A 1,300-nucleotide genomic window follows, 5' to 3' on the forward strand; every position below is an offset into this window, starting at 1 on the left:
TGTAGTGGGTCAGGTTGCGGAAGCCGAGGGCGGAGCCGCGTAGGTGCTCGAGTCGCCCGTTGATCGCCTCGGTCGGGCCGTTGCTGCTGCCGGGCAGGTCGAAGAACGCGAGCACGTCGTCGGCCCGCTTCTTCAGGGTCCGCCCGAGGGTGACGAGCTCGGTGAGGGCGGCTGGGACGCCGCGGGCGAGGGAGTCGATGACTGCGGTCATCAGGGTGCGGCCGTGGGCGCGGTCGGGGTCGCGGTAGGCGGTGATCATGCGCTGGTAGATGCCCCAGGTCGCCTCGACCTCGACGTGCTCGTCGGCGGCGAACAGGACCTCGATCCTGGCGGCCTGCTTGTCGGTGAGCAGGCCGGCGCCGGTGTGCAGGGTCCGCCGAGTGGAGTAGAGCGGATCGCCCGCGCGTCCGCGGTGGCCGTGCAGATCCTGCTGGACACGGCGACGACAGCGGTCCATGGCGTCACCGGCCAGGCGCACGACATGGAAGGGGTCCATCACCGCGACCGCATCGGGCAGCTCCTCGGCGGTGGCGGTCTTGAACCCGGTGAAGCCGTCCATCGCGACCACGTGCACGCCGTCGCGCCAGGCCTTCGGGCGGGCGGCGAGCCAGGTCTTGAACGCCTGCTTGGAACGTCCCTCGACCATGTCGAGCAGGCGGGCCGGCCCGGCGTGGTCGCGGATCGGGGTGAGGTCGATGATCACGGTGACGTACTTGTCCCCGCGGCGGGTGTGGCGCCACACGTGCTCGTCGACGCCAATGACGGCCACGCCGTCGAACCGGGCCTCGTCGTCGATCAGCAGTCGGCTTCCTTCGGCCAGGACGGCATCGTTCGCCGTATCCCAGGCCACGTCCAGCGACTCGGCCACCCTGGCGACCGTCAGATGCTGGACCACCAACCCGACCAGCGCCCAGCGCACCGCCACCCGCGAGAGCTTCGCCCGCGGCTCGGCAGCCGCCGTGGTGTCCTGCCGCCACACCCGACGGCATCCCGCGCACCGGTAGCGGCGCACCCTGATCAGCAGCGTCGTGGGCCGCCACCCGAACGGCTCGTGCGCCAGCCGCCGGATCACCGTCCCCCGCGCGGTGCCCTCCGCGCCGCACCCGCGGCAGAATGCATCGTCCTCGCGGGCGACGACCCTGCACTCCAGCACCGCCCGGTCGGGTTCCAGGCGTTGGCCGACAACGACGAGGCCGAGCTCGTCCAGGCGGCAGAACGTGGTCAGGTCAGGGCTGTGGAAGGTAGCGTCGCTCACGTCGAGGTCTTCTGGATGGGTTGGTGTAGGAACCCCCATCATCAG

Annotated in this window: 1 protein-coding gene; it reads right to left on the minus strand. The window is 71.1% G+C overall.

Annotated features, from left to right (window positions below):
• The coding region (locus tag IEW03_RS20240; protein ID WP_188525530.1) for an ISL3 family transposase at window positions 1-1,255 on the minus strand (1,255 nt) is incomplete at its 3' end.
• Window positions 1,256-1,300: the final 45 nt, after the last annotated feature.

The sequence above is a fragment of the Isoptericola cucumis genome (assembly GCF_014635665.1).
In the GTDB taxonomy this organism is placed as follows: Bacteria; Actinomycetota; Actinomycetes; order Actinomycetales; family Cellulomonadaceae; genus Isoptericola; species Isoptericola cucumis.